31 protein-coding genes and 1 pseudogene are annotated in these 25,676 nt (G+C 62.3%); 13 read left to right on the forward strand and 19 right to left on the reverse strand.

What is annotated here, in order from left to right; all coding sequences use genetic code 11:
- Positions 1 to 21 precede the first annotated feature (21 nt).
- From ACWPWQ_RS02590 to ACWPWQ_RS02620, 7 genes and pseudogenes are all read right to left on the reverse strand, one after another.
- Complete coding sequence (locus ACWPWQ_RS02590; RefSeq protein WP_371160495.1) at positions 22 to 558, reverse strand: glutathione peroxidase; 537 nt, start codon at positions 556 to 558, stop codon at positions 22 to 24.
- A 59-nt stretch (positions 559 to 617) separates the two neighbouring features.
- Positions 618 to 1,181, reverse strand: coding sequence for an NnrU family protein (locus ACWPWQ_RS02595; RefSeq protein ID WP_454008933.1), 564 nt, complete (start codon positions 1,179 to 1,181; stop codon positions 618 to 620).
- Positions 1,182 to 1,383: 202 nt separating this feature from the next.
- Positions 1,384 to 2,517, reverse strand: a complete 1,134-nt coding sequence (locus tag ACWPWQ_RS02600) for a glycerate kinase (protein WP_454008934.1) — start codon at positions 2,515 to 2,517, stop codon at positions 1,384 to 1,386.
- A gap of 9 nt (positions 2,518 to 2,526) precedes the next feature.
- Positions 2,527 to 3,789 carry a GntP family permease gene (locus tag ACWPWQ_RS02605; RefSeq protein ID WP_025325674.1) on the reverse strand — a complete coding sequence of 421 codons (1,263 nt, stop codon included), beginning with the start codon at positions 3,787 to 3,789 and terminating at the stop codon, positions 2,527 to 2,529.
- A 119-nt stretch (positions 3,790 to 3,908) separates the two neighbouring features.
- Positions 3,909 to 5,024 carry a sugar diacid recognition domain-containing protein gene (locus ACWPWQ_RS02610; RefSeq protein WP_454008935.1) on the reverse strand — a complete coding sequence of 372 codons (1,116 nt, stop codon included), beginning with the start codon at positions 5,022 to 5,024 and terminating at the stop codon, positions 3,909 to 3,911.
- Complete coding sequence (locus tag ACWPWQ_RS02615) at positions 5,011 to 5,193, reverse strand: sugar diacid recognition domain-containing protein (protein WP_454009046.1); 183 nt, start codon at positions 5,191 to 5,193, stop codon at positions 5,011 to 5,013. The genes ACWPWQ_RS02610 and ACWPWQ_RS02615 overlap by 14 nt, the downstream gene beginning before the upstream one ends.
- Positions 5,169 to 5,286, reverse strand: a pseudogene (locus ACWPWQ_RS02620) (sugar diacid recognition domain-containing protein); the annotation flags it as partial. The gene ACWPWQ_RS02615 and the pseudogene ACWPWQ_RS02620, both read right to left, overlap by 25 nt.
- Positions 5,287 to 5,494: 208 nt before the next feature.
- Here ACWPWQ_RS02620 and ACWPWQ_RS02625 point away from each other — a divergent pair.
- From ACWPWQ_RS02625 to ACWPWQ_RS02635, 3 genes are all read left to right on the forward strand, one after another.
- Positions 5,495 to 5,869 (forward strand): YacL family protein, encoded by a 375-nt coding sequence (locus ACWPWQ_RS02625; protein ID WP_139436877.1) that lies wholly within the window; start codon positions 5,495 to 5,497, stop codon positions 5,867 to 5,869.
- 50 nt (positions 5,870 to 5,919) lie between these two features.
- Complete coding sequence (locus ACWPWQ_RS02630) at positions 5,920 to 6,216, forward strand: hypothetical protein (protein WP_454008936.1); 297 nt, start codon at positions 5,920 to 5,922, stop codon at positions 6,214 to 6,216.
- A 193-nt stretch (positions 6,217 to 6,409) separates the two neighbouring features.
- Complete coding sequence (locus ACWPWQ_RS02635; RefSeq protein WP_454008937.1) at positions 6,410 to 7,240, forward strand: CPBP family intramembrane glutamic endopeptidase; 831 nt, start codon at positions 6,410 to 6,412, stop codon at positions 7,238 to 7,240.
- 78 nt (positions 7,241 to 7,318) lie between these two features.
- Here the strand turns inward: ACWPWQ_RS02635 and ACWPWQ_RS02640 are convergent, their stop codons facing one another.
- The 5 genes from ACWPWQ_RS02640 to ACWPWQ_RS02660 all read right to left on the reverse strand — a co-directional run bounded on the left by ACWPWQ_RS02640 (position 7,319) and on the right by ACWPWQ_RS02660 (position 10,313).
- Positions 7,319 to 7,738, reverse strand: a complete 420-nt coding sequence (locus ACWPWQ_RS02640) for a DUF4426 domain-containing protein (protein WP_202047427.1) — start codon at positions 7,736 to 7,738, stop codon at positions 7,319 to 7,321.
- A gap of 4 nt (positions 7,739 to 7,742) precedes the next feature.
- Complete coding sequence (gene yggU / locus ACWPWQ_RS02645) at positions 7,743 to 8,051, reverse strand: DUF167 family protein YggU (protein ID WP_247627273.1); 309 nt, start codon at positions 8,049 to 8,051, stop codon at positions 7,743 to 7,745.
- On the reverse strand, positions 8,051 to 8,602 hold the full coding sequence (locus ACWPWQ_RS02650) for a YggT family protein (RefSeq protein ID WP_202047429.1): 552 nt from the start codon (positions 8,600 to 8,602) through the stop codon (positions 8,051 to 8,053). The genes yggU and ACWPWQ_RS02650 overlap by 1 nt, the downstream gene beginning before the upstream one ends.
- A gap of 22 nt (positions 8,603 to 8,624) precedes the next feature.
- On the reverse strand, positions 8,625 to 9,452 hold the full coding sequence (proC, locus tag ACWPWQ_RS02655) for a pyrroline-5-carboxylate reductase (RefSeq protein WP_454008938.1): 828 nt from the start codon (positions 9,450 to 9,452) through the stop codon (positions 8,625 to 8,627).
- Between the two features lie 159 nt (positions 9,453 to 9,611).
- Positions 9,612 to 10,313, reverse strand: coding sequence for a YggS family pyridoxal phosphate-dependent enzyme (locus tag ACWPWQ_RS02660; RefSeq protein ID WP_454008939.1), 702 nt, complete (start codon positions 10,311 to 10,313; stop codon positions 9,612 to 9,614).
- 39 nt (positions 10,314 to 10,352) lie between these two features.
- Between ACWPWQ_RS02660 and tapT the strand changes: the two genes are divergently transcribed.
- The 3 genes from tapT to yaaA are packed head-to-tail and all read left to right on the forward strand — an operon-like array spanning position 10,353 to position 13,329.
- Positions 10,353 to 11,387: a type IVa pilus ATPase TapT gene (tapT, locus tag ACWPWQ_RS02665; RefSeq protein ID WP_202047432.1), complete on the forward strand. Its 1,035-nt coding sequence runs from the start codon at positions 10,353 to 10,355 to the stop codon at positions 11,385 to 11,387.
- A 26-nt stretch (positions 11,388 to 11,413) separates the two neighbouring features.
- Complete coding sequence (locus tag ACWPWQ_RS02670) at positions 11,414 to 12,523, forward strand: PilT/PilU family type 4a pilus ATPase (protein WP_202047433.1); 1,110 nt, start codon at positions 11,414 to 11,416, stop codon at positions 12,521 to 12,523.
- Positions 12,524 to 12,555: 32 nt separating this feature from the next.
- Positions 12,556 to 13,329 (forward strand): peroxide stress protein YaaA, encoded by a 774-nt coding sequence (yaaA, locus tag ACWPWQ_RS02675; RefSeq protein ID WP_454008940.1) that lies wholly within the window; start codon positions 12,556 to 12,558, stop codon positions 13,327 to 13,329.
- A gap of 182 nt (positions 13,330 to 13,511) precedes the next feature.
- Here yaaA and srmB read toward each other — a convergent pair whose 3' ends face one another.
- Positions 13,512 to 14,735, reverse strand: a complete 1,224-nt coding sequence (srmB, locus tag ACWPWQ_RS02680; RefSeq protein WP_202047435.1) for an ATP-dependent RNA helicase SrmB — start codon at positions 14,733 to 14,735, stop codon at positions 13,512 to 13,514.
- Between the two features lie 128 nt (positions 14,736 to 14,863).
- Between srmB and ACWPWQ_RS02685 the strand changes: the two genes are divergently transcribed.
- Together ACWPWQ_RS02685 and brnQ are read left to right on the forward strand one after the other, a co-directional pair.
- Positions 14,864 to 15,574, forward strand: a complete 711-nt coding sequence (locus tag ACWPWQ_RS02685) for a tRNA1(Val) (adenine(37)-N6)-methyltransferase (protein ID WP_454008941.1) — start codon at positions 14,864 to 14,866, stop codon at positions 15,572 to 15,574.
- 235 nt (positions 15,575 to 15,809) lie between these two features.
- Positions 15,810 to 17,072 carry a branched-chain amino acid transport system II carrier protein gene (brnQ, locus tag ACWPWQ_RS02690; RefSeq protein WP_241672785.1) on the forward strand — a complete coding sequence of 421 codons (1,263 nt, stop codon included), beginning with the start codon at positions 15,810 to 15,812 and terminating at the stop codon, positions 17,070 to 17,072.
- Positions 17,073 to 17,165: 93 nt separating this feature from the next.
- Here the strand turns inward: brnQ and ACWPWQ_RS02695 are convergent, their stop codons facing one another.
- The 3 genes from ACWPWQ_RS02695 to zur are packed head-to-tail and all read right to left on the reverse strand — an operon-like array spanning position 17,166 to position 18,308.
- Positions 17,166 to 17,393 (reverse strand): hypothetical protein, encoded by a 228-nt coding sequence (locus ACWPWQ_RS02695; protein ID WP_454008942.1) that lies wholly within the window; start codon positions 17,391 to 17,393, stop codon positions 17,166 to 17,168.
- Between the two features lie 5 nt (positions 17,394 to 17,398).
- Positions 17,399 to 17,860, reverse strand: a complete 462-nt coding sequence (locus ACWPWQ_RS02700) for a chemotaxis protein CheX (RefSeq protein WP_025325657.1) — start codon at positions 17,858 to 17,860, stop codon at positions 17,399 to 17,401.
- Positions 17,850 to 18,308, reverse strand: coding sequence for a zinc uptake transcriptional repressor Zur (gene zur / locus ACWPWQ_RS02705; RefSeq protein ID WP_139436890.1), 459 nt, complete (start codon positions 18,306 to 18,308; stop codon positions 17,850 to 17,852). Before zur ends, ACWPWQ_RS02700 begins: the two co-directional genes overlap by 11 nt.
- Before the next feature lie 136 nt (positions 18,309 to 18,444).
- On the opposite strand from zur, the gene dusA reads away from it, so the two are divergent.
- Both dusA and ACWPWQ_RS02715 read left to right on the forward strand, forming a co-directional pair.
- Positions 18,445 to 19,431, forward strand: a complete 987-nt coding sequence (gene dusA, locus ACWPWQ_RS02710) for a tRNA dihydrouridine(20/20a) synthase DusA (protein ID WP_454008943.1) — start codon at positions 18,445 to 18,447, stop codon at positions 19,429 to 19,431.
- 2 nt (positions 19,432 to 19,433) lie between these two features.
- Positions 19,434 to 19,583 (forward strand): hypothetical protein, encoded by a 150-nt coding sequence (locus tag ACWPWQ_RS02715; protein ID WP_106885023.1) that lies wholly within the window; start codon positions 19,434 to 19,436, stop codon positions 19,581 to 19,583.
- Positions 19,584 to 19,658: 75 nt separating this feature from the next.
- Here the strand turns inward: ACWPWQ_RS02715 and ACWPWQ_RS02720 are convergent, their stop codons facing one another.
- The gene (locus ACWPWQ_RS02720; RefSeq protein ID WP_202047441.1) at positions 19,659 to 20,084 is read right to left on the reverse strand and encodes a hypothetical protein; all 426 of its coding nucleotides are present in this window, start codon (positions 20,082 to 20,084) and stop codon (positions 19,659 to 19,661) included.
- A gap of 113 nt (positions 20,085 to 20,197) precedes the next feature.
- On the reverse strand, positions 20,198 to 20,470 hold the full coding sequence (gene hupA / locus ACWPWQ_RS02725; RefSeq protein WP_005305063.1) for a nucleoid-associated protein HU-alpha: 273 nt from the start codon (positions 20,468 to 20,470) through the stop codon (positions 20,198 to 20,200).
- Positions 20,471 to 20,808: 338 nt separating this feature from the next.
- On the opposite strand from hupA, the gene rsd reads away from it, so the two are divergent.
- Complete coding sequence (gene rsd, locus ACWPWQ_RS02730; protein WP_454008944.1) at positions 20,809 to 21,291, forward strand: sigma D regulator; 483 nt, start codon at positions 20,809 to 20,811, stop codon at positions 21,289 to 21,291.
- Between the two features lie 102 nt (positions 21,292 to 21,393).
- Positions 21,394 to 21,777, forward strand: a complete 384-nt coding sequence (locus ACWPWQ_RS02735; RefSeq protein WP_025325652.1) for a PilZ domain-containing protein — start codon at positions 21,394 to 21,396, stop codon at positions 21,775 to 21,777.
- Between the two features lie 57 nt (positions 21,778 to 21,834).
- On the opposite strand, the gene radA is transcribed toward ACWPWQ_RS02735, so the two are convergent.
- The gene (gene radA / locus ACWPWQ_RS02740; protein ID WP_139436893.1) at positions 21,835 to 23,199 is read right to left on the reverse strand and encodes a DNA repair protein RadA; all 1,365 of its coding nucleotides are present in this window, start codon (positions 23,197 to 23,199) and stop codon (positions 21,835 to 21,837) included.
- Between the two features lie 100 nt (positions 23,200 to 23,299).
- Here radA and ACWPWQ_RS02745 point away from each other — a divergent pair, with 100 nt between their 5' ends.
- Positions 23,300 to 25,669: a PilZ domain-containing protein gene (locus ACWPWQ_RS02745; RefSeq protein ID WP_404837694.1), complete on the forward strand. Its 2,370-nt coding sequence runs from the start codon at positions 23,300 to 23,302 to the stop codon at positions 25,667 to 25,669.
- Positions 25,670 to 25,676: the final 7 nt, after the last annotated feature.

Consider the following 25,676-nt stretch of genomic DNA (forward strand, 5'->3'; position numbering starts at 1 on the left):
GCCGCCCGCCAGGGGGTAGGGTCAGCGTCCCAGCGCCTGGATCAGCTGTTCCTTGAGGGGATCATCGGCCGGATTCTGATTGGCACCATAGCTCGCAATCAGCTTGCCATCGCGGCCCACCAGGTATTTGTGGAAGTTCCAGTTCGGTGCATCCCCGTCGGCGGCGGCCGCCAGCCCCTTGAACAATGGCACCGCATCGGCGCCACGCACCGAGACCCGGTTGAACATGGGGAAGGTCACACCGTAATCCCGGCGGCACACCTCGGCAGTCTTGTTCTCGTTGCCCGCCTCCTGCCAGAAGTCGTTGGAGGGGAACCCCAGCACCATCAGCCCCTTCTCCTTGTAGCTCTGGTAGAGCGCCTCCAGATCCCGGAACTGGCCGCTGTAACCACAATAAGAGGCGGTGTTGACCACCAGCACCACCTTGCCCTCGGTCAGCTGGCAGAGGTTGTGGCGTTGGGTGTTGTTGAGCTCCCGCATCTCCACATTGAAGTAGTCGGGACAGGCGGCAGATGCCGCGCCAGATCCGAGCAACAGCAGCAGGGTGAACCATTTCATCGACGTGACTCCTCGGGTTTTCTCCATCATACGCGAGATCCCCGAACAAGGTTCAGGGATCAGTGCAGCGGGATCCCGGTCAACCAGCCGTGCCCCCAGAAGATGAGCAGGGCCGTGAGTACCAGACCGGCGCCCACGCTGATCCCCGTCCCCTGCCAGTTGGCCGCCGGCCTCGGCTTGGTGCGCCAGTCCCGCACCGATATCCAGACGATGCTGACCAGCGCCCAGAGCCCCAGGCCACCAAACAGCACCAGGGAGCGCGCCTCGCTGTTGACCGCCAGATGGGCGCAGGCCCAGAGCAGGGTACCGAGCAGCTGGGGGTGTACCAGCCAACGCCTCAGGTGGTTGGGCCCCAGGCCTGCGCAGAGCAGGATCAGCGCGACCGGCATGGCCGCCATCACCAGCATGGGCCCCCAGGCGGGCAGGAAGTAGAGCGGCATGGGGCTAGCGCTGCGCCAGCCGGCGAGGATGCAGCCGATGGCGACGAACACCAGCAGCGAGAAGAGTCCCTTGTAACGGTTCTCCCCCAGCCGATCCCGCAGGCGGGCACGGTGCGCTGCGGCGTAGCAGGGATAGAGATGGATCAGGGTAAACAGCAGTACCCCCAGGGTCAGCAAGATCATGGGTTGCTCCTTGTACTATGGGGGATCACTATGCCGCAAAGGCCCCTGGCAGAATACAAAAACCATAGAGAAGACAGCAGGATAATAAAAAAGCCGATCCTGGGATCGGCAAGGTGCGTCAGAGGGTCCGCCCTCAGGGGAGCAACCACATCCGCTACACGGGGCGGGGTGCGGCCGGTGACGGGCACCGGCCAGAAGAGGATTAACGACGCAGCAGATAGAGGGCGGCGACGTTGCGGGCCGTGAGCTGCAGGTTGGTGGTGGCGGTTGCGATCGCCTCCGGCAGGGACATGGCCCGGTTGACCACGGCAAACACGGCGTCGATGCCATGGTCATGGACCACGCCGCAATCGTCGGTCAGGCAGCCGGCGATGCCGATCACCGGCTTGCCGAACTGCTTGGCGCAGCGTGCGACACCGATTGGCGTCTTGCCGTGGATGGTCTGGCTGTCGATGCGCCCTTCCCCGGTGATGACCAGATCCGCATCGGCCACTTCATCGGCCAGCTTCAAGGCTTCGATGACGATCTGGATGCCGGGCTTGAGCTCGGCGCCGAGCAGGCCGACCAGAGCGGCGCCCATGCCACCGGCGGCGCCCGCCCCCGGAATATCCTTCACTCGGCAGCCGAGGGCCTGCTCGATGCAGTCGGCGTAGCGGGCCAGATTGGCATCGAGCTGCGCCACCATCTCCGGGGTCGCCCCCTTCTGCGGGCCGAACACGGCGGAGGCGCCTTTCGGGCCGCAGAGCGGGTTGTTCACATCGCAGGCCACCTCGATGACCAGCTCGCTCAGGCGGGGATCCAGCTCGCTCAGGTCGATGGACGCGAGTTCGGCCAGACCCGCGCCACCCAGCTCGATGGTAGAGCCATCCGCTTTGAGCAGCTTGCCGCCGAGCGCCTGGATCATGCCGGCACCGCCGTCGTTGGTGGCACTGCCGCCGATGCCTAGGATGAGGTGAGTGACCCCCATCTCCAGCGCCGCCAGGATCAGCTCGCCGGTGCCGACGCTGGAGGTGAGCAGCGGATTGCGCTGCTCCGGTGCCACCAGATGGATACCTGAGGCCGCCGCCATCTCGATGACGGCACGCTGGCCATCCCCCAGCAGGCCGACGAAGCCCTGCACCTTGTTGCCGAGCGGTGCCGTCACCTCGACCGGCAGGATGCGGCCACCGGTGGCATCCACCAGGGACTGCACCGTGCCCTCGCCGCCATCGGCCATGGGCAACTTGACGTAGGTGGCATCCGGCAGCACCTGCTTGAAACCGGCCTCGATGGCATCGGCCACCGCCATGGCGCTCAGGCTCTCCTTGAATGAATCGGGGGCAATAACAATCTTCATATCAATTCCTTAGGCGAGGCCAAACACGCCAAACATCAGGGTGGAGACAGTTGCAATGGTCAGACCCACCGCGGTTTCGTACGGGATGAGCTTGAGGCGCTCACCCACCCCCATGTGGACGCTGCCACCGGTGGCGTGGAAGAAGGAGCCGTGGGGCATGTGGTCAAACACGGTGGCACCGGCGTGGATCATGGCGGCCCCCGCCAGACTGCTGATCCCCAGCTCGATCAAGGTGGAGCTGAACACGTTGGAGGCCACCACTGTCCCGGCCGTGGTCGAGGCGGTCGCCAGCGACATCAGGGCGCCGGAGATGGGGGCCAGCAGGTAGGAGGGCAGACCGGAGGCAGTCAGGCCGCTGATCAGCACGTCCTTCAGGCCGGAGTTCGCGATGATGCCAGCCAGGGTACCCGTCCCCAGCAGCATGATGGCCACCGGCGCCATGCGGGCGAGACCGGAGACCGCAAACTGGTTCACCTTGCTGAACTTGCCCATCATCAGGGCGCCGACCAGGCCGCCGAGGGGCAGGGCGATGAGCGGATCCACGACTATGCCGGCCACCGGGCGCAGGGCCAGCAGCAGTATGGCGACCAGAGGGGCGCTGATGGCGGCGAAGAAGCCGGGCAGCTTGCCACCATCAAAGTTCACCACTTCGTCGGCCGCGACCTTGCTGCCCCGCTTGTTGAGGCGCTTGGCCAGCCAGTAGGCCATCACCAGACCGAACAGACCCGGGATGATGCCAGCCGCCATCACAGAGGTGAGGGGCAGGTGGAAGGCGTCGGACGCGGCGATGGCGTTCGGGTTGGGGGACATGACGTTGCCCGCCTTGCCGCCCCCTATCATGGCCAGCAGGATGGCGGCCTTGGAGAGGTCTGCACGGCGGGCGATGGCGAGCGCTATGGGGGCGACGGTGATGACGGCCACGTCCACGAAGACGCCGACTGCGGTCAGGATCAGGGTCGCCAGGGCCAGGGCCAGCAGGGCACGGGTCTCGCCGAGCTTGCGGACTATGGTCTCGGCTATGGTGGTGGCGGCACCGGATTCGATCAAGACACCCGCCAGCACGCCGGCGGCCAGGATCCGCATCACGGCCGTGGTGATCCCCTGGGCGCCGCCGATCATCAGGGCGACGGTCTGGGTCAGGTCGGCGCCGCCGATCAGGCCACCGGCCAGGGCACCGACTATCATGCCGTAGGCAGGCGGCACCTTCTTCAGAATGAGGAAGATGGCGATGGAGAGCGCAGCGAGAGCACCGAGCGCGGATACAGGGATCATGACGGGCACCTTGAGTGGAAGTAAGTGGTGGCCATTATGGTGATCCCGGCCCGGAATGCTTTGGCTTTAAAACCAAAAATCACGCCTCAGGAACCTTCATTCTTGTTCAAATTAACAAATCAACCGTCGAGATTGAGCCCGAGATAGAGCAGGAACTTGTCATCTAACTTGTTGAAACTTAATCCAGTTATCTGCTCTATCCGGGTCAGCCGGTAACGCAGGGTATTGGGGTGGATGAAGAGCGTTTCGGCACAGGGATGCAGATCACAATCCTGCAAGAAATATTGGCGCAGCGTCTTTTGCAGCGTTCCCTTTGCATCCTCCTTTGCCAGCTTTTGCAGCGGGGCGCGCAGCTGATCCGCCTGCCAGGAGTCCGCCAGGCTGCCGAGCAGTACCGGCAGACGGTAATCCTCGAAGAAGTAGACCTGCTTGCGCGGCGCCTGGCTCATGCCACGGCGCAGGGTGTCACGGGCGGTCTGGTAGGAGCGCGCCAATCCGCCCGTCCCGGCGAAGTAATCACCCACCCCTATGCGTACCTTGAAATGAGGAATGCGGGCCAGCAGCTGCTTGATGCGGCTGCGCTCCTGCGCCGATTGCCAGACGCCGTCACAGAGCTGGGCCGGCTTGAGCACCACTATCTCGTCCAGACCGTTGATGGCCACCAGGTTGTCCCGCTCCGGGTTTTCCAGCAGGTGCACCAGTTCCCGCAGGCGGGCGGGCTCCGCTTCCTCCAGTGCCAGCACGGCGACGACGCGAGGCTGCGCCAGATCCAGATCGAGGAAGCGGGCCGCCTGCTGCAGCTGATCCGCACGCCCCTCGCCGCGGATGAGCTGCAGCACCAGTTCCTCCTTGTGGCGTTTGTCCCACTGCAACTGCTCGGTGAGCGCCGCCTGCTCCAGGATCAGCTCGGCGGTCATCCGCACCAGCTCGGCGTAAGCACGCACTTCTTCCGGATCCCCCGAGATGCCGATGACCCCGAGCAACTCCCCCTGATAGGCGATGGGCAGGTTGATGCCGGGCCTCACCCCCTTGAGCTGCTGGGCGGTCGCTTCACTTATCTCCACCACCCGGTTTTCGGTCAGCGCCAGCACGGCCCCCTCGTGACGCTGATGGAGCCGCTCCGGGTTGCCGGAGGCGATGATGAGGCCCCGCTCGTCCATCACGTTGACCGAAAAAGAGAGGATCTTCATCGCCCGACTCACTATCTGACGGGCAAGGGTGTCATTGAGCTGCATAACATCTCCGGATAGATAGCAGAGGGTTGCCGGAGGCGATGATAAGGCTGCTTTCGTTCATTACCTTGACCGGGAACGACAGTATCTTCATCGCCCGGCTCGCTATCTGACGAGCAAGGGTGTCATTGAATCTCCGGATAGATAGCAGAGGGTTGCCGGAGGCGATGATAAGGCAGCTTTCGTCCATTACCTTGACCGGGAACGACAGTATCTTCATCGCCCGGCTCACAATCTGACGGGCAAGGGTGTCATTGAGCTGCATTGCCTCTCCATTCCATTCGTTGACAGGCCCCCGGGCGGCCTGGATCAGGGGGACAGACCCGTTAAAGATCCCACATCATCAAGACAAGGGCGGGGGGGATCGCTAGAATAGGCCACTTTACGCTATCTGTGCCCCACCCGGGATCATGGAACCGGCGTCACGCCGTTCCGTGTTGTGGTGGCTCCACCCTTCCGATAGGGACTCCGCTATGGACTATGAATTTCGCCGCGACCCGTTCGGTGGCTATCGCGCCCGGTTCTCCATGGGCCATGAGGCCATAGGTCAGTGGCTGATCGATGAAGTTGGCAAGGATGAGGATACGCTCGACGAGCTCTTCTCCATCATCGACCAGCTCTCCAATCGAACCCGCACGGAGTACAGGCGTCACGGCGGTGACTATTCGCTGCTGCTCACCCCTGAGGAGGCCGAGGTGAAAGCCAACGTCCTCAATATCGAGCTGGATGAGGATCTCGACGATCTCGCCTACTACGATGATGAGCAGCTGGCCATGTGCGGACTGGAAGACTTTGCCCAGGTGCTCGGCTCCTGGCGCGCCTTTATCCGCAACGAGGATATGGGCTGAATACCCACATTTCGGGCGAGCATGCCCCTTGCAACCCAACAGGATTGACTATGTCCATTTACGATTTTGATGACGAACTGCCGGAAGACGAAGACCAGGAATCCAGCCAGAAAGCCGCCGTGCCTGCCAAGAAGAAAGGCAAGCAGGTGATGAATACCCAGGTCAACCTGAGCCCGCGCGATGCCAGCCGCCTGAACGGTCTGCACGTCGAAGCCATCACCACCCTGGACGACGTCAGCCTGCCGAAGAACGTCATCTTCAAGGCCGGCCTCATCGCCCTGGGCGAGCTGGAAGCGAGCAAGCGCGCCGACATCATAGCCCGCGTCATCGCCGAATCCGGCCGTTAATCTGGTCTGGGCCCCGTCACCCGGGCCACCACCTGTCCCCAAAGCCGGAGCCTAGCTCCGGCTTTTTATTGCCCAGGCCGGTCAGCGCTGTCGGCAAGAAGGAGCCTGCCTGGGCTCCGACCAGTCCATTGCGCCTTGTGCCAGAGGCGAAGGCTCGTTAAGGTGCGCCCCTTGCAACCCACAAGGAGACTCAATGTTACCACTCCCTGACACCCTCATCTGGCTCGCCCTGGGACTGGCCGTGCTGCTCTGCCTGGCGCGCCAGCAGCGGAGCGGCCTGATCCTGCTGGGGGTCGCCCTGCTGACCGCGCTCTGGCTGGAGCGACTCGGCCCCGTCGCCGCGCTGGTCAGCCTCGCCGGTCTCTTGCTGGCCTGGCGCACGCCCGGCCTGCCCCAGCCCTGGCGTGGCGTCGCACTGACGCTGGTGCTGCTGTGGGCCCTGGCCCTGACGCTGCACCTGGTGCCGGGCTTTGACAACCTCAAGGTGCTGGATCGGGTGCAAGCCGGTCCCGCCAGCGTCCCCTTCACCCTCTACCTCAATCTGGACAAGCCGCTCATCTTCTTCGGCCTGCTGCTGGCCTGGCCCGCCCTGCTCGGCCCGGGCGGCGCGATACGCTGGCGACCGCTGGCTCTGCTCATACTGCCGCTGGCGGCCCTGTTGATCATCGCCTGGCAACTGGGGGCCCTCAAGCCCGAAGTGGGGCTGCCCCACTGGTGGTGGCTGTTCGCTCTCAACAACCTGCTGTTCACCTGCGTGGCGGAAGAGGCGCTGTTTCGCGGCCTCATCCAGCAAGGGGTGGCGAGCCGAAGCAAGCCCTGGCTCGGCCTCCTGGTCGCCAGCCTGCTGTTCGGGGCCGCCCACCTGGCCGGTGGTCCGCTGCTGGTGCTGTTTGCCGCCCTGACGGGGGCCTGTTACGGCCTGGCCTTCCTGCTGAGCGGGCGCCTTGGCGTCGCCATCACGATCCACTTCCTGTTCAACTTCGCCCACCTGGCCCTGTTCACCTACCCGCTGGCCAGCCGCTAACTGCGGAGGCAGGTTCTCGCCGGATAAAAAAATGCCCCGAACCTGTGGGTTCGGGGCATTTTCATCGCATCCGGACAGCTAGTCGACGTAGAAGGTCTGCTGGAAGGTCAGCGTCTGCTGCTGCCCCTCCCCCATGATCTTCAGGGTGAACTGGTAGGTGTCCTCGTTCCGGTAGGGCAGCACCGCCAGGTAGTAAATGGAGTCCCCCTCCTTCACCTCCTGGAAGCTCAGGGTACGTATGGTGCCGGTGAGGTTCTTGGCCTCGCCGCTGATGCCCACCGCCTGAGCCACCCCTTGCTTGTTCTGCACCGCAATGTTGACGACGCCGTTGTAGCGGCTGCGCTCCAGGCCATAGGCCTTGGCCACCTCAGGGGTGAGGAAGCTGGAGTTGAAGGCGCTGTAGTGAACCTGCCAGGGGCCCAGCTCCTTCATCTGCTCGGCCCGCACCGGCAGCGTCATCAAGAGCGCCAGCAGGCAGCTCATCCAGACTGTTTTCATGATGTCATCCTTTTCCTGTTCCACTCTCCAGCAGGGCGGCGATCTCGGCGGGGATCTGTCTTGGTGCCTCGATGGCGACCGTCTTGTGCCGACCGAGCTCCCCCCGCACTATCCTGACCTGCCCCTTGGCCACCTTGCACTGCTTGGCCAGATACTTGATCAGATGGCTGTTCGCCTGGCCATCCACCGGCGGCGCCGTGATGGCCACTTTCAGTTCGTCCCCGTGCAAGCCGACGATCTGATCCCGGCTCGCCTTGGGCTGGATCATCAGGTGCAGTATCAGCGCGTCCCCTTCCAGCAGGACGGCTGGCATCAGATCATCCACCACAGCTGACCGAACAGATCCCCCAACAGATAGTTTATGGCCTGCAGCGCGATGAAGGCGACCAGTACGGAGAGATCCAGGCCACCCAGCGCCGGCAGTATGCGGCGGATAGGGGCCAGGAAGGGTTCGGTCAGCTGATGCATCACGTACTCGATGGGATTGCGGCCCTGGCTGACCCAGCTCAGGATGGCGCGGATCAGCAGCACCCAGAAGATCATGGAGCCCGTCTTCTTCAGCACAGTGAGCAGGGCAAACAGGCTGAGGGTCAGCCAGTCGGTCAGCAGCACGTTCATGCTCTTGAGCAGCGCCAGCTTGGCGAAGGCGATGATGAGCGCCAGCAGCACCGAGGCCATGTCCAGCCCACCGAAGCCGGGGATGATGCGGCGCAGCGGGATCACCAGGGGGTTGGTCACCTTGACCACCATCTGGCTCATGGGGTTGTAGAAATCGGCGCGGGCCCACTGCAACCAGACGCGCAGCAGCACCACCATGAGGTAGAGATCAAAAATCGTGTTAATCAAAAAGTAAGCCGTGTTCATCCGGGCTCCTTGCTAAAAAGGTTCAGAAAAGGGTTTCCATCTCGGCGGCCCGGGTGACGGCCGCCTGCATGGCACGAGCGGTCAGTGGCTTCAGCCCCTGCTCCTGGAATGTCCTGACGGCCTCGGCCGTGGTGCCGCCCTTGCTGGTGACCTGCTCGCGCAGGGTCTGCAGGGAGAGCTCGGGGTTCTGCTCCACCATGGCGGCGGCGCCAAGGGCAGTCTGCTGCACCAGCAGACGGGCCTGCTCGGGAGTGAAGCCCATGGCCTCCGCCTCCTCGGCAATCCCCTGCATGAACAGGAAGAAGTAGGCCGGGGCGCTGCCCGCCGCCGCGATGACGCCGTTGATGCCGCTCTCCTGCGCGACCCAGAGGGTCTTGCCGACGGCCTGCATCATCTGTTCGGCAAAGTCGCGATCCGCCTGTTCTATGCCGCTCGGGGCATAGAGGCCCGTCATCCCCAATCCCAGCAGGGAGGGGGTATTGGGCATGGTGCGGATGATGCGGCCGTGGCCCCCCGCCATCTCCTGCAACCGCTCGACCTTGATGCCGGCGGCGATGGAGACGAGCAGCTTGCCCTCGAGGGAGCCCAGCTCGGCCACCAGCGCCTCCAGCATGGCCGCCATCAGCTGGGGCTTGACCGCCAGCACTATGACCTCGGCCTCACGAGCCGCCTCGGCGTTGCTCTGGGTGATGCGAATGCCGAACTGGTCGGCCAGCGCGTCCAGCTTGGGGCGGCTGGGGTTGGCGGCAGTGATCCGCCCGGCCGGATAACCGGCCTGGATCAGACCGGCAATGATGCTGCGGCTCATGTTGCCCGCCCCGATGAAGGCGATGGTTCTCTTATGCTGCATCTTGCACTCCTGCTGATGAAATGACCGCGGAGCCCTGCGTGCCCGCCCCGATAAAGGCGAGGGTTCTATGTTGCATCACACACTCCTGTTATTGGCTTCCAATACGGCGGTGTGCCCACGCCGGCGAAGGCGAGGAGAGGCGGCACCGCGTGCTTCTGTTTATGAATAATCACGGGCACCGAAGATGGCAGTGCCGACCCGGACCATGGTGCTGCCATGGGCGACGGCGGCCTCGAGATCCTCGGTCATGCCCATCGAAAGGGTGTCGACGCTCGGGTATTGTTGCGCAAGCTCGGTGAACAGAGCCTGCATGCGTAGCATCTGCGCGGCCAGCACCGCCTCGTCGCTGGTGTGCTCCGGGATGGCCATCAGGCCACGCAGCACCAGTCGCTCGCTCTGGGCAACCAGGGCAGCCAGCCGGAAAATCTCTTGCTCCGACGTACCGGATTTGCTGCTCTCTCCGCTAATATTGATTTGCAGACAGACATTTAGCGGTGCCAACCCGGCTGGACGCTGGTTGTTGAGGCGCTCGATGAGTTTGTCACGATCGACGCTTTGCACCCAATCGAATCGCTCCGCCACCAGCCTGGATTTGTTCGATTGCAGCGGGCCGATAAAGTGCCACTCTATGTCTTGGCAGGCGGCCTGCTCACGCAGGGCATTAATCTTGAGCGCGGCCTCCTGGGCATAGGATTCGCCAAAGCGGCGCTGACCGGCGGCATAGGCGTCCTGGATGTCTTCAAGCGGCTTGGTCTTGCTGACCGCAAGCAGCTGGATATGATCGGCGCCACGGCCAACTCGCCGTGCAGCCTCTACAATACGTTCCTTTACCTGAAGCAGGTGCTGGGCAATCTGGCTCATATTTCGTTCGTGATCTTGTGATGGGAGAATAACAAATCTATGGATATCACAGAGTTATTGGCTTTCAGTGTAAAGCATAAGGCCTCGGATCTACACCTCTCGGCCGGGGTTCCCCCGATGATCAGGGTTGATGGGGAGGTTCGCAAGATCAATTTGCCCGCCCTGGATCACCGTGAAGTACACGCCCTCATCTACGACATCATGAACGACCACCAGCGCAAGGAGCTGGAGGAGAATTTCGAGGTGGACTTCTCCTTCGAGGTGCCCGGCATGGCGCGCTTCCGGGTCAACGCCTTCCAGCAGGCACGGGGCTCTGGCGCCGTGTTCCGTACCATACCGAGCACAGTCCTGACCCTGGAAGATCTGGAGGCGCCGGAGATGTTTCGCAAGATAGCGGAATTTCCCCGCGGCCTGGTGCTGGTCACGGGCCCGACCGGTTCGGGCAAGTCCACCACCCTGGCGGCCATGGTCGATTACATCAACGACAACTTCCACCACCACATCCTCACCATCGAGGATCCCATCGAGTTCGTGCACGAGAACAAGCGCTGCCTGGTGAACCAGCGCGAGGTGCATCGCGATACCAAGAGTTTCGCCAACGCCCTGCGCTCGGCCCTGCGTGAAGACCCGGACATCATACTGGTGGGGGAAATGCGCGATCTGGAGACCATACGCCTGGCCATGACGGCAGCGGAGACGGGCCATCTGGTGTTCGGCACCCTGCACACCTCGTCGGCGGCCAAGACCATAGACCGTATCATCGACGTCTTCCCCGGCTCGGAGAAGGACATGGTGCGATCCATGCTCTCCGAGTCCCTGCGGGCCGTCATCTCCCAGACCCTGCTCAAGCGGATCGGCGGCGGCCGGGTGGCGGCCCACGAGATCATGCTGGGGATCCCCGCGGTGCGAAACCTGATCCGGGAAGACAAGGTCGCCCAGCTCTACTCCGTCATCCAGACCGGTATGACCCACGGCATGCAGACCATGGATCAGAGCCTCAAGCAGCTCGTCAACCGGGGCGTGGTTGCCGCCCTGGACGCCAGGGCCAAGGCGGCCGATCCCAACAGCATTTAAGATGCTTTCACACCCAAGGAGACACTATGAACATGGATGTTCTGCTCGCTGCACTGGTTGAACAAAAGGGCTCGGATCTCTTCATCACGGTCGATGCCCCTCCCACCCTCAAGGTCAACGGACGCCTGGTGCCGCTCGAGGGGGGGCCGCTGGACAAGCAGGCGGCGCTGGCCCTGGTCAGGGAGAGCCTGGACGAGGCGCACTTCGAGCGCTACCTGCATAGCCGGGAGGCAAACTATGCCATCCACCGCGAAGGGCTGGGGCGATTTCGGGTCAGCGCCTTCTGGCAGCAGGATATGCCGGGCATGGTGCTGCGCCGTATCGAGACCCGCATTCCCACCTTCGAGGAGCTGGTGTTGCCCCCCATACTGCAAGAGGTCGCCATGGCCAAGCGCGGCCTGGTGCTGTTCGTCGGCGCCACGGGCGCCGGCAAGTCCACCACCCAGGCGGCCATGATCGGCTACCGCAACCAGCACGGCGATGGCCACATACTGACGGTGGAGGATCCGGTGGAGTTCGTCCACCAGCATGGTCGCTGCCTGGTGACCCAGCGGGAGGTAGGCATCGATACCGAATCCTTCGACGTGGCCCTCAAGAACTCCATGCGCCAGGCGCCGGACGTCATCCTCATCGGCGAGATCCGCAACCAGGAGACCATGGAGCTGGCCATCCAGTTTGCCGAGACGGGCCACCTCTGCCTCGCCACCCTGCACGCCAACAATGCCAACCAGGCGCTGGATCGCATCCTCCACCTGGTGCCAGAGGCGAAACACCGCCAGTTCCTGTTCGATCTCTCCTTCAACCTGCGCGCCATAGTGGCGCAGCAGCTAATGCCTTGCACCGATGGCAGCCACCGGGTCGCCGCCTTCGAGATACTGCTCAACACCCCGCTCATCACCGACATAGTCCGCAAGGGCGAGATGCACAGGCTCAAGGAGGTGATGACCAAATCGGGCGAGCTCGGCATGCAGACCTTCGATCAGGCGCTGTTCACCCTGTTCTGCGCCGGCCAAATTGGCTACAGTGAGGCCCTTGCCCATGCCGACTCCGCCAACGACCTGCGACTGCTGATCAAGCTGTCGGGTCGCGAGCAGCTGGGTGCAGGCACACTCGACAACGTGACCCTGGATGAATGAGGGACGTGCGTCACCGCTAGTAAAGGACAGTTATGCTGATTGTGGTTTCCCCGGCCAAGACGCTGGATTACGAGTCGCCGCTGGTGACCTCCCGTTTCACCCTGCCCGAGCTGCTGGATCACTCCGCCCGGCTGATCCACAGGGCCAGGCAGCTGACCCCGGATCAGATCGCCAGCCTGATGAAAATCAGCGACAAGCTGGCGGGACTCAACGCCGCCCGCTTTGCCCAGTGGCAGCCGGACTTCACCCCGAGCAATGCCCGCCAGGCGCTGCTGGCCTTCAAGGGGGACGTCTACACCGGCCTGGCCGTGGAGGATTTCAGCGAGGCAGACCTCGATTTTGCCCAGGCGCACCTGCGCATGCTTTCCGGTCTCTACGGGGTGTTGCGACCGCTGGATCTGATGATGCCCTATCGGCTGGAGATGGGGATCCGCCTCGACAACGAGCGCGGCAAGGATCTCTACCAGTTCTGGGGTGACATCATCACCGAGCACCTGAACAAGGTGCTGGCTGCACAGGGCAGCGAGGTGCTGATCAATCTGGCCTCCGACGAATACTTCAAGTCGGTTCGCCCGAAGGCCCTGAAGGGTCGCATAGTGACGCCGGTGTTCAAGGACGAGAAGAACGGTCAGTTCAAGATCATCAGCTTCTACGCCAAGAAGGCCCGCGGCATGATGGCTCGCCACATCATCAAGCACAGGCTGACCGAGGTGACTCAGCTGACCGGGTTCAATGAGGCTGGCTACTCTTTCGTGCCACAAGAGTCCGACGATCGCACCCTGATGTTCAAGCGCGCTGAAAATTAATTACAAATGGAGGGAACCAAGTTCGGGATCCCCGAGTCTGAACCTATGAATCCTCTGTTGTAAGCACTTTTTGTTGGCCGACGTTCATGCGTCGGCTTTTTTCTGCGCGTCTATCCCCGCAGGCCCGGGTGACAGGTAGCAAAACGGCCATCCGAGGATGGCCGTTGCAGCGTCGATGGGCATTACTTCTTTTTCTTCTTGGCGCTCTTCTTCTTGCCATCCTTCGGCTTTTTCTTCTTCACCGGCACCCGTGCCTCCTTGTGTCTCGGACGCAGCTCCTCGATCACCCGGCGCTTGAGACGCTCCTCGGTGTAGCGCTCTATCTTGGCCACCATGGCCATGTCGTGGGCTTCCACCAGGCTGATGGCGCAGCCACGGTTGCCGGCACGGCCGGTCCGGCCGATACGGTGCACGTAGACGTCGGTGCCGTAGGGCATGTCGTAGTTGATGACGTGGCTGACGTTGGGCAGGTCGATGCCACGGGCGGCAACGTCGGTGGCGATGAGGAAGGGTACCTCCCCTTCATGGAACTTGCGGATCGACTCGACGCGCTTGCTCTGCTCCATCTCGCCACGGATCCAAGCACAGGGGACGCCGGCGGCCTGCAACTGGCCGGAGAGCTCCGCCAGCCGCTCGCGGGTCTTGACGAAGACGATGGCCTTCTGGGTCTGGGGATCCTTCAGAATGTGGATCAGCAGCGCCAGCTTGTGGGCGGCATCATCGGCCAGGTGCACCCACTGGGTGATGGGGCGGCGCTCGCTGCGGGGCGGCTCGGCATGCAGCTCCACCGGATCGTTGAGGATCTCGCTCGCGAACTTCTCGAGACCGGCCCCTTCCAGGGTGGCGGAGAAGAGCATGGTGTGCTTGCGGTAGCGGGCCTCTGCCACTATGCGGTTCACATCCTTGATGAAGCCCATGTCCAGCATGCGGTCCGCTTCATCCAGCACCAGCACCTCGATGTCGTGGCTCTCGAACTCTTCCTTCTCTATGTACTCCAGCAGGCGACCCGGGGTGGCCACGACGATGTCGGTGGTCTTGGTCAGGGCCGGCAACTGCTCCTCATGGCTGACGCCGCCGATGATGGTCTCGATGCTGAGATGGGTATGCACCGCCAGCGCCCTGGCATGGGCACTGACCTGCAGCGCCAGCTCGCGGGTCGGGGTCAGGATCAGCATGCGGCACGGACCCGGCTTGCGACGCGGGAAGTCCAGCAGGTGCTGCATGGCGGGCAGCAGGAAGGCGGCTGTCTTGCCGGTACCGGTCGGAGCGGATGCCAGAATATCGCGGCCGTCCAGGGCTGGCTCCAGCACCATCTGCTGAATGGTGGTGGGGCGGGTGAAACCCATCTCGGCCAAGGCCCGGTTGAGGGCTGGATTCAGGTCGAAATCATCAAAGGACTGGCTCATGGCAATACTCGGTCATTAAGGAAACGGCAGATTATAGGCGATTATGCCGCCGGCTCCTATGGCGACTGTGGCTTAGCCGCTATAATCGCCGACCATTTTCGCCATGGCAGACGAGCAACGAGGGTCAGATGGGGCGTAGCAGCGGTTTTACCTTCAAACAATTTCACATCGACCATGACCGTTGTGCCATGAAGGTGGGCACAGACGGCATACTGCTGGGGGCCTGGACGCCGGTCGACAACGCCCGCCGGATCCTCGACATCGGCACCGGCACCGGCCTCATCGCCCTGATGCTGGCCCAGCGCAGCACGAACGACTGCCTGATCGACGGGGTGGAACTGGATAAGGATGCAGCCGAGCAGGCCAGGGACAACGTGGCGGCCTCCCCCTGGGCCGCCCGGGTCAGCATCATAGAGATCGCCATTCAGGATTATCGGGCGGCGCCTTACGATCTCATCGTCTCCAACCCGCCCTATTTCGTGGCAGGTCAGGTATTTAGCGATCCGGCCAGGGCGCTCGCCCGCCACACTGGCGCGCTCGATCCCCATGCATTGTTGGCGGCAAGCCGTCGTCTGCTGAGTCAGGATGGGCGGCTGGCGCTGGTGCTGCCCACCGCCATGGCTGATGAAATTTTATGCATCTCGGCAGATTATGATCTGTACAGCCTTTGTTATATAGCTGTTATCACCAGGGAGGGGAAAGAGGCAAATCGCGTTTTATTGCTACTTGGCAGAGGATTAAGCAGGTGTGAGCAGGGTGAAATTGTGATCCATTCTACTGCCGGAGGCTATTCCGACAGATATATCCAACTAACCCACCCCTTCTATTTGAAGATGTAAATTTCGCCTTGAACTATTTTTTCACATCATTATGCTGACTAGCAAACGAGCACCCGCTCAAGACCAGCTCAAACCACTGGTGGCGATGAAAAAAGCAGCGGGGCTCTTTTTTTTACCCCTGAACAACGCCGGTCACTGACCAATAAAAAACTATAACAAGCAATAGTTTACAAGACAGACGAGGTTGAACTTGACGAAATCACTCACATTGTCCGATGTACTCGGATTGGGCTTCATGACCTTCGCCTTCTATCTGGGCGCAGGCAACATCATCTTCCCGCCCCTGGCCGGTTACATGGCGGGTGAGCACCTCTCCCTGGCCATGCTGGGCTTCCTGGTGACCGCAGTGGGCCTGCCCCTCATCACCATTCTCGCCGTCGCCAAGGCCGGCAACGGCTGGGCCGGCATGACCAAGTTGCTGCCCACCGGCGTCGCCACCGCGCTGGCCGTCGCCATCTACATCATCATAGGCCCGGCCTTCGCCGCCCCCCGTACCGGCCTGGTGGCCTACGAGATGGGCCTCAAGCCCTTCCTCGGTGACATGGGTCAATCCGGCCTGGCCGCCTACACAGTAGTCTTCTTTGGCGTGGCCATTCTGGTCTCCCTCAACCAGGGCAAGCTGATGGATGCCATCGGCAAATTCCTGACCCCGGTGCTGATGCTGCTGCTGCTGACCCTGGCCGTCGGCGTCTTCGTCGCACCGCAGGGCACCATGCCCGCCGCGTCCGGCGACTATCAGAACAGCCCCCTGGTGAAAGGGATCCTGGAAGGCTACAACACCATGGATACCCTGGCGTCCCTGATGTTTGGCGCCCTGATCGTCGATCTGCTGCGCAAGAAAGGCATCCACGATTACCAGAGCCAGTTCAAGTACCTGGCCATCGCCGGCATCATCTCCGCCATCGGCCTGTCCGTGGTCTATGTCTCCCTGTTCCAGCTGGGCAACACCGCGGCCGGGGTCGCCACCGACGTCAGCAATGGCGGCGCCATCGTCAACGCCTATGTGCTGAGCCTGTTCGGCCAGCCGGGTCAGTTCATCCTGGCAGCCATCATCACCCTGGCCTGCTTCACCACCGCCGTGGGCCTGATCTCCGCCTGCTCCGACTTCTTCCACAACCTCACCGGCGTGAGCTACCAGAAGCTGGTGGTGCTGCTGGGGGTCGTCTGCGCCGTGGTGGCCAACGTCGGCCTGAGCCAGCTCATCAGCCTCTCCATCCCGGTGCTGGTCGCCATCTATCCGGTGGCCGTGGCCCTGGTGCTGGTCACCTTCCTGAAGGGTTATTTCGGGCGCCCCCGCCTGGTGTTCCGCTCCGTGCTGCTGGTTGCCTTCCTGTTCGGCTGCCTGGATGGTCTGGGTGCTGCCGGCATGAAGATGGATGCGTTCGCCTTCCTGCCGCTGTTCGACAAGGGTCTGGCCTGGTTGCTGCCCACCCTGCTGGCCTGCGGCCTGGGCACCCTGGTGCGCGGCGGCGACAAGCTGGCCGCCGAAGCCGCCTGATCCTCATCCCGACGACATGAAAAAGAGGCCAGCTTTCGCTGGCCTCTTTCATTTGTGTTTGTGCAACGGGTGCATGGCAAATCGGGTTAGTGCTCAGAGCACGGATGCCGGCCTGGGTTTGCCGGCCAGCCCGTACCAGTGACTCTCGACCTGGCCGGCATGCCAGCGCAGGGTGCCCCAGGGCTGCTCACTCTGCCAGCGCGGGAAGTTGATCTGCACGCTGTTGTCTTCGTACTTGTAGAGGGAGGTACTGATCTGGATATCCGACAGGATAAGCAGCACGACTCCCCCGATGACAGTCCATTTCAGCATCGTCCACATGGCGGTTACTCGAAGCAGATCTCTATGGTGGCACGGCCGTACTCGGAATCGAACGGCATCATGATCTTGGCACCGTCAGCCCTGTGGGTGATGGTGTGGTTGGGACCGGAGACTATGATGGGGGTCGCCATGTCGAACTCATAGCCCTTCTCCCCCAGCATGCGCTTGGCGCCGCCGGTCACCATGTTGGTGATCTCGCCCACCATGTCGGTCACCTCTTCGTTGATGGTGGCCGGTGCCTCTCCCAGCATGCGGCGCATGATCTCCAGCGCCAGCCCCTTCTCGAAGCTGATGGAGAGCGACCCTCGGGTCTGCGGACCCACCATGCCGATGAGACCGGAGACATCCCCCCGCGCCAGCTCGTCCGTCTTGCGCTTGGGTGCGCCGGGTTTGAGCTCCAGCTGTGCCATGGTGGAGAGCACATTGAGCAGGGAGAGCAGGAACGGGTTTACAAAATCAGCCTTCATCTTCACTTCCTACTGTGTCAGAGCAACGAGCACATTGACCATGAGCCTCTATGGTCTTGTTGGTAATAGTAAAACCATGCTGGCGAGCCTGCTCGGAAAAGGCGCTGTCGATGGCGGGATCGTGCAGCTCCACCACCTCCTTGCAGCGATCGCAGATCAGCAGCTGCATGGGATGGGCATGGTCGAAGTGGCAGCAGAAGATGAAGGCGTTGAGCGACTCCACCTTGTGGGCGAACCCCTGCTCGAGCAGAAAATCGAGTGCCCGGTAGACGGTGGGGGGTTTGGCATGTGCCTCGGTCTGCTGCAACTGGGCCAGCAGATCGTAGGCGCTGATGGCATTGCCATGGGCGGCAAGCAGCCGGAACACCTGGCGCCGGGTCGGGGTGAAACGGATCCCCCGCTGGTCGCAGAGACGTTCCGCTCGTTGTAGAAGTAGGTCTTGATTCATGTTCACGCAGATACCCTGTCAATTAGCCGGATACTATCACAGGGCCCCCTGTGCGCGGCGACAAAATTCATTTTCTGAGGCTGTCTCACTTTGTGGTAGAATCCGGCCCCTTATTTTGCCAACCCGGATGATTTTTATGCAGGCGCAGCGCTTCTCCATCGCCCCCATGCTGGACTGGACCGATCGGCATTGCCGTTATTTCCACCGTCTGATGACCCGCAAGACCCTGCTCTATACCGAGATGGTGACCACGGGCGCCATCATCCACGGCAAAGGGGATTATCTGGGTTACAGCGAGCAGGAACATCCCCTCGCCCTGCAGCTCGGTGGCAGCAACCCGGCGGACCTGGCCCGTTGTGCCAGGCTGGCCGAGGAGCGCGGCTATGACGAGATCAACCTCAACGTCGGTTGCCCGTCGGATCGCGTCCAGAACGGCCGTTTCGGCGCCTGCCTGATGGGAGAGCCCGCCCTGGTGGCCGACTGCATCAAGGCGATGCGCGATGTGGTGGGTATTCCGGTGACGGTGAAGACCCGCATCGGCATCGATGATCAGGACTCCTACGAGTTCTTGCAGGCCTTCATCGAGCAGGTGCGTGATGCCGGTTGCGAGACCTTCATCGTCCACGCCCGCAAGGCCTGGCTGAGCGGCCTGAGCCCCCGGGAGAACCGCGAGATCCCGCCGCTCGACTACCCGCGCGTCTACCGGGTCAAGCAGGACTATCCCGAGCTGACCATCGCCATCAACGGCGGGGTCAACTCCCTCGAGCAGACTCTGGAGCACCTGCAGCAGGTGGACGGGGTCATGATGGGGCGCGAGGCGTACCAGAACCCCTATATCCTGGCCGAGGTCGATAACCGGGTATTCGGTCTGGGGGGCGAGGTGCCGAGCCGCCACGAGGTGGTGCGCATGATGCTGCCCTACATGGAGCAGGAGCTGGCCAAGGGCAACTACCTCTCCCACATGACCCGCCACATGCTGGGCCTGTTCCAGAACATGCAGGGGGCCCGCGCCTGGCGCCGTCACCTGAGCGAGAACGCCTGCAAACCCGGGGCCGGCATCCAGGTGGTGCTGGACGCCATGGCCAAGGTGCCGGAATTCGCCAGCGCCGAGTCGGTGGAGTAAGCATGTATCGCTTCACCGGTTCCTGGCTGCACAAGGCGCTGGTTCGCCTCTGTGCCGGCATGCTGGCCATCCTCGGCATCAAGCTCAGCGCCTTCTATCTGCTCGGGCTCCTGATAGTGCTCGGTCTGCACAGGGAGCAGTTGCTCGGCTGAGCCCGCCAGCCACTCAGGCAAGAAAAAGCCGGAACAGCGATGTTCCGGCTTTTTTATCTGGATGATGGCGCCCGTTCACTCCTCCGGCGCCACAAACTGCAATTCCGGAGGGGAGGAGGTCAGCACGTCGGCGCAGTAATCCCAGGTCGAGATGCGATAGTGCTGCAAGTCCTCGTCCAGGTGCAGGCCATCGGACTCCTGATGGAACCAGCTGGCGAAACGGGACGGGGTGATCAGCTGGATCTGCTCCTCGATGACGTGGCTGTCCCGCCCTTCCGCCAGATCGCAATCCTCCATCACCCTCACGGCGAAGATATGGCGGAAACTGACCCGGTAAAGCGGCTGAGGCGGCAGATCTATGCTGCGGGCGCGCCCCAACACGACCGTCAGATTGTCACTCCAGATATCCTGATGCAGTTCGGCCACAACCAGGCCGGGGGGAAGTTGGCGGGAGGGTGCCCAGGGCACGGCCACCTGCCGGATGGCATTCTTCTGTTCCATATCCACCTCGCTACAGCGCATGCCATATCCTGAGTGTATCTGAAACAAATTTTAACGAAGATGGCAAGAAAAAACCCGGCAGGCGCCGGGTTTCATTTGATTACTTTACGCGATTACTTGACGGCGTCTTTCAGCGCCTTGCCTGCCACAAAGGACGGCACATTGGCGGCTGCAATCTGGATCTCTTTACCAGTTTGCGGGTTGCGACCGGTGCGGCCCGCGCGATGGTTGACCTTGAAGGTACCAAAACCCACCAACTGAACGGCATCGCCCTCTTTCAGGCTCTGGGTAATACCATTGATGATCTCTTCCAGAGCAACTTTGGCCTGAGCTTTGCTCAGGTCTGCTTTGGCGGCAATTGCATCGACAAGTTGAGCTTTGTTCATAACATTTCCTTTATGATCGGGCATTTAGCACCGGGCCACTCTATTCAAAAAAAAACACTCAGGCAAAGGCTTTATCAGCCGGATTGGCTTGAATGCTGGGGTTTTCATCAAGATCTGCGGAAATAGTCACATATCTCGCCCCTGCGTCCTCCTGACAGGCGACGCGGGACCAGAAACCGACGGAGACTTGTATGCAAACCCCCGCCTGATGTAACAATATCCCCACACTCCTATTGACGGTCAACAGGATTTTCCCTAGTTATAGGAGTGTCGTCAGTCGCTGAGAATGACCGAAGGCCTGCAGCCATCGCGCTTCATGCCATGCCCATGGAGGGACTATGTTAACTGAACTGGAACAAACCAAGCGCGCGTTGGCAGGCAAGCACAGGGCAATCGATGACTGGCTGGATGCCAGGCAGGCATTGCTGGTCGAGTACATGCGACTGGCCGGGCGCATGCCCACCAAGTCCAAGCAACGCTCCCTTCCCGGTCATGTCGAACTGCAACGCTTCTGCGAGCAACTGGTCGACTACGTCAGCGCCGGTCATTTCGAGATCTACAACCACGTGGTCACTGCCTTCGAGCAAGCCAGCGGTGACAAGCTGGAACTGGCCAAACGCATCTATCCCCATATCCGTGCCTGCACCGAGTTTGCCCTGGAGTTCAACGACAAATACAGCAATGCCGACGAGGCCCAGCTGTTGCAGCTCGATGAGGATCTGAATCAGCTGGGTCCCGTGCTGGAGGACAGGTTCAAGCAGGAAGACAGGCTGGTCAAGGCGCTCCAGGTGGTCGAATCCCTCAGCCGCCAGCAGGTCTGATGTTCAATATTGGAGCCAGTTCAACATCCTGATGCGCCGGCTACATTACACTCTGGGGCATGGATGGTTAGCACTGTGCTCCCACGCAGACCGGAGATGAACATGGCCGAGCGCCGCCACTTTACCCGAATCTTCTATTTGACCGCCGCCAAGCTGACCCAGGGGGTGCGCCAGTGGCGTACCCAGCTGGTGGATGTCTCCCTGCAGGGTGCCCTGCTGCTCAGGCCCGAGGATTGGGTCGGCAGCGACGACAAGGAGTACGAGATCTGCTTCATGCTGGGCGGCAGTGACATCGAGATCAAGATGCAGGTCGAACTGACCCACGAGGCCAGCAAGAAGCTGGGGTTCTACTGCCACCACATCGACATCGACAGCGCCACCCACCTCAAGCGGATGATGGAGCTGAACATAGGTGAAGAGCAGTTGCTGTATCGCGAGCTGGAGCAGTTGCTGCAAGAGCACAGGGAGCACAATCCCCCCTCCTGACCCGCCAGCAATGAAGAAGGAGCCTGACAGGCTCCTTTTTGTTTCTCTTTTCGGTGGTCACAGCGCCTCGAGGGCATCGGACAGCTTCTTCACCGGCACCACTTCCATCCCCTCGATGGGGTGCTTGGGGGCGTTGGCATGAGGCACTATGGCGCGGCGGAAACCGTGCTTGGCCGCCTCCTGCAACCGCTCCTGGCCGGAGGGCACGGGCCGGATCTCCCCAGACAGCCCCACCTCGCCGAACACCACCAGATCCTTGGGCAGGGGCTGATCCCGGAAGCTGGAGACCATGGCCAGCAGCAGCGCCAGATCCGCGCTGGTCTCCTCGACCTTGACCCCGCCGACCACGTTGATGAAGACGTCCTGATCCGCCATCTGCAAGCCGCCGTGACGGTGCAGCACCGCCAGCAGCATGGCGAGACGGTTGTGATCCATGCCCACCGCCACCCGCCGCGGATTGGAGACCTGGGAGTAGTCCACCAGCGCCTGCAACTCCACCAGCAGGGGGCGCGTCCCCTCCCAGATCACCATGACGATGGAGCCGGGGGCCTGCTCCTCGCCGCGACTCAGGAAGATGGCGGAGGGGTTGCTCACCTCCTTCATCCCCTGCCCCGTCATGGCGAAGACGCCAAGCTCGTTGACCGCACCGAAGCGGTTCTTGTGGGAGCGCAGGGTCCTAAAACGCGAGTCGTGGGCACCGTCCAGCAGCACGGAGCAGTCGACGCAGTGCTCCAGCACCTTGGGGCCGGCCAGGGTGCCGTCCTTAGTGACATGGCCCACCATGAAGATGGCGACATGGTTCTGCTTGGCGTAGCGGGTGAGCAGGGCCGCGGATTCGCGCACCTGGGAGACGGAGCCGGGGGATGACTGCACATCCGCCACATGCATCACCTGGATGGAGTCGATGACCATGATCTGCGGCTGCTCCTGCTGGGCAATGATGCAGATCTGCTCCACGCTGGTCTCCGACAGCATGCGCAGCTTGTCGGTGGGCAGGCCCAGCCGGCCGGCCCGCATCGCCACCTGTTGCAGGGACTCCTCCCCGGTCACGTAGAGCGTCTTCATCCGCTGGGCCAGGCCGCACATGGTCTGCAGCAGCAGGGTCGATTTGCCCGCCCCCGGGTTGCCGCCGATGAGGATGGCCGAGCCCGGCACCACACCGCCGCCGAGCACCCGATCCAGCTCCTTGAAGCCCGAACTGAAGCGGGGGATCTCGGTGGTCGCCACTTCGGCCAGGGTCTGCACCTGGCTGCCGACGGCGCCGGCATAACCCGTGTAGCGGGCACTCTTGCCGGGGGTAGCGACGCCCAGCCGGACCTCGGTGATGGTGTTCCACTCCTTGCACTCGCTGCACTGACCTTGCCAGCGGGTGAAGTCGGCGCCACATTCGGAACAAACATAGGCGGTTTTGTTTTTGGCCATGGATAACTCGGGGACAGGATGAATTCCTGCTTGATATACTGGTTTGCGACCGGCAGATCAAACCCAGAATCGGAAAAGTGACTTTCCGCGGCAGGAATACATGGATTCAGAACAACCACTCCACCTGATAGAACAACTTGTCCCCCTGCTCCGGGAAAAGGACTTCGACGAGATCTTCAACCGCCTGACCCAGAACGAGAATACCAACGGCCGCTTCCTGCTGAAGATGGAACTCAAGCGCAAGTGCACCCCCTGCCGGCGCGTGATCGACATGCGCAACGAGCTGGGGGCTCTCTGCCAGGTGCACGAGTTCGAAGGGGTGACCCACTTCATGCCCGCCGAGGCCGTCGAGCAGTTCCAGTCCCAGTGCTACCTCTACCGGGACAGCTACACCCTCGGGGTCTACGAGGCGCTGCAAGCCTGGTACAGGCTCAATCAGGGGCGCAGCGAGAGCCTCTCCCTGCCCGCCAGCCCGTTCAGCCCCTTCGACGTCAACGCCATCCCCTTCGCCAGCCACTACGGCCGGCAGGAGGAGCGGATGCACTTCAGCTCCCCCATGGTGCTCAAGCTGGCGAGCGGGGAGAAGCTGCAGGCCAAGAGTTCGGACATCTCTCTGGGCGGGATCCGGGCCTCGGTCCCCCATCTGCCCGACTACCAGACCGGCGACCACATCGAGGTCTTCTTCACCGGCCTGGAGCGCGAACACCCCCACCCCCTGCTGCGTGGCTCGATCAGCTACCAGATCCTGGGAGAGGAGCAGAAAGAGGGGAAATTCTGGCTGCGGCTGGTTCGATGCGGCGAGCACCCCGCCTTCGACGAGTTCCTGCGCGACTTCATCGAGCGCAACCGCAGCCGCTATCGGGTCAGTGTCGACTACCTGCTGTCGGCCGCCATCATCAAGGGATACGAACAGTTCTACCTGCCGCGCATGACCGGCATGCCGCTCTACTTCGGCAAGGGCGACGCCCCTGGCCTCGAGATCGCCCTGCGCACCGAGAACAACCAGCACATCCTCGAGTACTGGCGTGACGCCAAGAACCGCGACATGCTCGCCAGCCTCTTCACGGCGGCGCGCATGCCCTCCCTGTTGCCCGCCAAAGGGGGGCTGCGAGAGACCCTGATCTACAGCTTCACCCACTCGGTGCGCAGTCACCTCTACTTCTTCTCCGCCACCCGCGAAGAGTTGCAGCAGAGCGGCCTGACGTCCCTCTTCTTCCAGGTCGGTGCCCGTCGTCCCAGCTGGCGCGTCTACAAGTTCAGCCTGGAGGCCTGCGCCCTGCACGAGGCCGACCTCGACAGCCAGCGGGGAGAGTCGCACCAGTTGCAGGACATGCTGCTGCGTGAGCGCCTCGGCCAGATAGGCTATGTCGGCCTGCTGCAGGAGATAGGGCTGGACCACCAGCGCAGCGAGTTCCACTACGACAACCAGCAGCCCAACGCCAACGCCTTGCAACGCTTCGGCCACGACACCCAGGCAGCCCCCTTCGAGATAGAGACGCTGCACTATGTGCAACTGCGCAAGGAGGCCCGCTATGTCCACAAGACGGCGATAGTGCTCAGGCACAAGGATCGCGCCTGGATCGGCTGGACCCGAGACATCTCGGCCCATGGCATGCAGATCGAGCTGGAGGAGGCATTCGAGGGGGAGAAGGGGGAGACGGTCACCGTCGCCCTGCCCAGGTTGCAGGAGCTCGCCAAGACCATGGACTTGCAGCGCCTGCCCTATCGGCTGATCAGCCTCAATTTGAGCCGTACCGTGCTGCATCTGTGCATCGAAGGCACGGCGGAGCGCCACATCGGCCATCAGTTCTTCAGCCTGCTGATAGAGAGCAACCAGAACAAGCTCAAGACCACCCAGGAGCACAAGCGCTATCGCGGCATGGCACGGGCGCTGCGCAACCTCTATACCCACCACCTGTTCAACTCGCCGGTCTATGTCAACAAGCTCAAGGCGGCCGCAAGACCTGCCGCCGTGGGCATGGCCCCCCGACCGCGCAGTCTCTCCGGCCTGCTGCAGGCCTGTGCCGGGCAGGAGAAGCAGCTGAACCTCTACCCCCTGTTCCAGGGGGCACTGCTCAAGACAGTGCTGCTCAACCCATTGCGCACCCTGGCGCGGGAAGACAAGCCGGAGGAAGAAGAGGTCTACATCGCCAGCCTGCACTCCCAAGGCGGTGTCCCCCTGTTTCGCAGCCACCTGGCCAGCAGCTTTTCCTCGCCGGAGGCGAAGCGCCGCTTCATCGAGCTGGCCCTGCAGCAGGGCGAGTTCTATTCGGTGCTGGTCGGCATCTCCCGCACCGGTCGCCCCGACACCAGCTTCATCGCGGGGGAGCTGGACTACATCGCCAAGTTCGCCATTCACAAGGCCAAGCAGCTGGAGGAGGAGCTGTGGAGCGTGGTGGGGGTCGGTGAGCTGACCGATACCACTGAGGCCACCCTGTTCCGGCTCGGCATCAAGCCCCCGGCGAAATAGCCCGGAA

Source organism: Aeromonas sp. Marseille-Q7275, assembly GCF_965119515.1.